Here is a 2,957-nt window from a genome sequence, read left to right on the forward strand (position 1 = left end):
GGCCAGCTGGCCCTGCTCGAGGCTCTCCAAGGTGACCTGCATCGCGCCACCCGACGCGCCACGCACACGCTCCGCAACGCCGGCCACGCATGGCAGGCAGGGGCCATGCACGCCTGTGTGGCGATGGCGTGGGTCCACATGGAGCGTGGCGAGCAGGTGCCGGCCCGCCACTACCTCGACCTCGTTGCCACGGAGCCCGGTGGCGCCCGAGAGCCGTGGTTGACGACCTGCGTGCTGCTGGCTGAAGCTCGACTGCTCATGGATGGCGGTCAGCCGGAGGCCGCCTCTCGCCTGCTCGTGGGCGCCGGTACCACCGAGACGGCAACGGGTCGCCATGGTTCGCCGCGGCTCGCCGATCTTCGCTCGATCGCGTTGGCCGAGGCCCTACTCGCGGTAGGTGAGCCGCAACGCGCACTCGCCATGATCACTCCGGGACCGGCCAACGCCTTGGTCGAGGCCGCCACGCTGACTGCGGCGGCGCGCAGCGACATCGGCGACCTACGCGGCGCTCGCGCGGCACTGGCCACGGTCGCCTCGGATCTGGCCGGATCACCGCTCGACCTCCAGATCCAGTCCTGGTTGATCGAGGCCCGGTTGGCCCAGTCCGACGGGGACGCCGCACGTGCCCGACTCCTCGTCGATCGAGCTCTCCGGGCGGGGGACATGGAGGACCTGAGACGACCCTTCATACAGCAGTGGCACTGGTTGCAGGGATTCATCGATCGAGACGCGTCCCTGATGCAGGACCACCACGCCTTCCTCAGGTCGGTCCAGACCCGCCGCGTGCCACACCCGACGACCAGTATGGAAGCGCTGCGGTCAGGGCAGCCGGTCGTCGGGACGCTCACCGAGCGTGAGTCACAGGTGCTCGCCCTCCTCGCTCAGATGTGCACGACCGACGAGATCGCGGCCGCCCTGTTCGTCTCCGTCAACACGGTCAAGACACACCTGAAGGGGATCTTCGGCAAGTTCGGTGTCAATCGCCGTGCGGACGCCGTCCGCCGGGGTCTCGAGCTCGGTCTCTGCTAGGTACAGGGTCGATCCTGCGGACCCGCTCGATGCCGAGCCCGTCGTTCGTGCAGGCCGCGAGCAGACTGTGCAGTTCGTCGGGTGCGGCGATCACCCGCACCACCGTCTGCTCGGGAACGTAGTAGTGGGACCAGCTCAGATAGCGCAGCAGTGGTTCGCCAAGCTCGCCCTCGACGTGGACCTCAAGCATCCTGCTCATCGATCACCACATCCTGAGTGCGCGATGTCAGCGACATCCGGTGAACCTCCGTCAGGACCAGACCCATCGACAGCAGCTTCTGGAGCAAGCCGTCAAGCTCCTCCGGCTCCTCGACCTCACGGAACAACGCTGTCTGTGCCCGCATCGCCTGCATCGTCATCGTCGGAAATCGCCGCCTGAGCGACTCCGGCGGCCTCCGCTGGAGTCGGATCTCGTACATGGCCGGCGACCCGACTCCTGAAGGCTGTCGGTTCACCATGCCTCAATGCTTGCGCGGCCGCTCCGCCCGCGCGTCACCCGGTGTGGGTGAGGCCCTAGGGGCCACCGGCCTCCCATGCTGGTGGCAAACATCGCGATTCGATAGGAGACCACCATGTCGGAAGCCAACGTAGCTGCCGGGCGACGCTCGGATCGAAACCCCTCGTCCGGAAGCGGCTGGTACGGGTTGATTGTATTCGCAGGCGCCATGATGATCCTGCTCGGATCGTTCCACGCCATGGCTGGGCTCGTGGCCCTGTTCAAGGACGACTACTTCCTCGTCGGTCAGAATGGTCTCGTGGTCACTGCCGACTTCACCACGTGGGGCTGGGTCCACCTCATCGTGGGGTCCGTCATCGCCCTCGCGGGATTCGCACTCTTCGCCGGCGCGACCTGGGCTCGCGTCATCGCGGTGATCGTGGCTGTGTTCAGCGCCCTCGTGAATCTGGCCTTCCTGGCCGCCTACCCGGTGTGGGGAGCCATCATGATCGCGCTGAGCGTCCTCGTGATCTATGCCGTCACCGCACATGGCGGCGAAGTGGCGACCGACGACTTCTAGACCCTCAAGCTCTCACTCACCCGCGGCGGGTGAGCCGGTTCAGGTCGCCGCTCGACAGCCTGAACTCGACAGCGGGCGAGACTCTCGTCCCGAACACCAAGGAGAAACGCCATGTCAGGTGATTTCAGTCTGTGGGATGTCATCGTCTCAACCTTTTGGTTCATGTTGCTGCTCTCATGGATCTGGCTCATCATCGCGATCTTCGGCGACATCTTCCGCGACCGCGAGCTCGGTGGCGGGAAGAAGGCGATGTGGACCGTCATCCTGATCTTCCTTCCATGGCTAGGCGCCGTCATCTATCTCATCGCCCGGGGAGGCTCCATGCACGAACGCACTCTCATGGTGGCGCAGGAGAACGAGAAGAGGATGCGTGCCTACGTGCAGGACGCGGCAGGGTCGACCAGCGTCTCCGACCAGCTGCGCGAGCTGGCCGAGCTTCGCGACAGCAACGTGATCACGGAGGCGGAGTACGAGCAGGGCAAGCACAAGGTTCTGTCCTGACGCCGCACCTCGTTCGAGCACCACACTCGACGACGCCGAGGATCACGACCGGCAACTGGCTTGTTGCTGGGTGGCACACAGCGCTGGTCGTGGAGGAACCTGCTCTCCAGCTGGACGGGTCACCCTGCTGAGGAAGCACCCGCTCACTGACAAACGCGACGTGCCGTGTTCGTACGTTAACCACGCGGGCTGAAACGAGCATCGAAAGCCGTCTTCAGGGACCGACGCGTGCCATCATGTGGAGGTGCGAAGCCTTCGTTCTGCCGATGTGGCGAGGCTGTTCGCATCATGGTTCCTGACCTTCCTCGCGCTGCTGTTGACGGCCGAGCTGTTGCCGGGGTTCTCCTACGACTCGTGGGGGCCACTGGCGGCCGCCGCGGCCGTCACCGGCGTCGTGGGCATGATCGTGCG

The 2,957-nt window shown here is 65.6% G+C and carries 5 protein-coding genes; 3 read left to right on the forward strand and 2 right to left on the reverse strand.

What is annotated here, in order from left to right; all coding sequences use genetic code 11:
• A partial coding sequence (locus ACRDPN_RS11020; protein WP_431447577.1) for a LuxR C-terminal-related transcriptional regulator occupies positions 1-1,029 on the forward strand: 1,029 nt, incomplete at its 5' end.
• Here the strand turns inward: ACRDPN_RS11020 and ACRDPN_RS11025 are convergent.
• Positions 977-1,228 (reverse strand): hypothetical protein, encoded by a 252-nt coding sequence (locus ACRDPN_RS11025; protein WP_431447579.1) that lies wholly within the window; start codon positions 1,226-1,228, stop codon positions 977-979. The genes ACRDPN_RS11020 and ACRDPN_RS11025 overlap by 53 nt on opposite strands.
• Positions 1,212-1,373 carry a hypothetical protein gene (locus ACRDPN_RS11030; RefSeq protein WP_431447582.1) on the reverse strand — a complete coding sequence of 54 codons (162 nt, stop codon included), beginning with the start codon at positions 1,371-1,373 and terminating at the stop codon, positions 1,212-1,214. Before ACRDPN_RS11030 ends, ACRDPN_RS11025 begins: the two co-directional genes overlap by 17 nt.
• A 228-nt stretch (positions 1,374-1,601) precedes the next feature.
• Between ACRDPN_RS11030 and ACRDPN_RS11035 the strand changes: the two genes are divergently transcribed.
• Together ACRDPN_RS11035 and ACRDPN_RS11040 are read left to right on the forward strand one after the other, a co-directional pair.
• Complete coding sequence (locus ACRDPN_RS11035) at positions 1,602-2,045, forward strand: DUF7144 family membrane protein (protein WP_431447585.1); 444 nt, start codon at positions 1,602-1,604, stop codon at positions 2,043-2,045.
• Between the two features lie 111 nt (positions 2,046-2,156).
• Entirely contained in the window at positions 2,157-2,546 is a 390-nt protein-coding gene (locus ACRDPN_RS11040) for an SHOCT domain-containing protein (protein ID WP_431447587.1), read from the forward strand.
• The last annotated feature ends 411 nt before the right edge of the window (positions 2,547-2,957 follow it).

The organism is Aeromicrobium sp., from assembly GCF_050700635.1.
In the GTDB taxonomy this organism is placed as follows: Bacteria; Actinomycetota; Actinomycetes; order Propionibacteriales; family Nocardioidaceae; genus Aeromicrobium.